The 286-nt window shown below is 35.3% G+C and carries 1 pseudogene; it reads left to right on the top strand.

What is annotated here, in order from left to right:
* A pseudogene (locus ACXQH5_RS06940) lies at positions 1-286 on the top strand (DNA-directed RNA polymerase subunit alpha); the annotation flags it as partial.

Here is a 286-nt window from a genome sequence, read left to right as displayed (position 1 = left end):
CCCAGAGCTTAAAATTGCAACAGTATCTAAAGGTGGTCACTTAAAAATTCGTCTAGTTGCTAACAAGGGTAGAGGTTACGCATTAGCAGAACAAAATAATACTAGTGATTTACCAATTGGTGTAATCCCTGTTGATTCATTGTATTCACCTGTTGAACGTGTGAACTATACTGTTGAAAATACACGTGTAGGTCAAAGCAGTGATTTTGATAAATTAACATTGGATGTTTGGACTAATGGTTCAATCACACCACAAGAATCAGTTTCATTAGCAGCAAAAATAATG

The organism is Staphylococcus sp. SA22 (assembly GCF_054165785.1).
The sequence above is the reverse complement of the archived record's forward strand: the minus strand, read 5'-3'. Positions and strand labels throughout refer to the sequence as shown.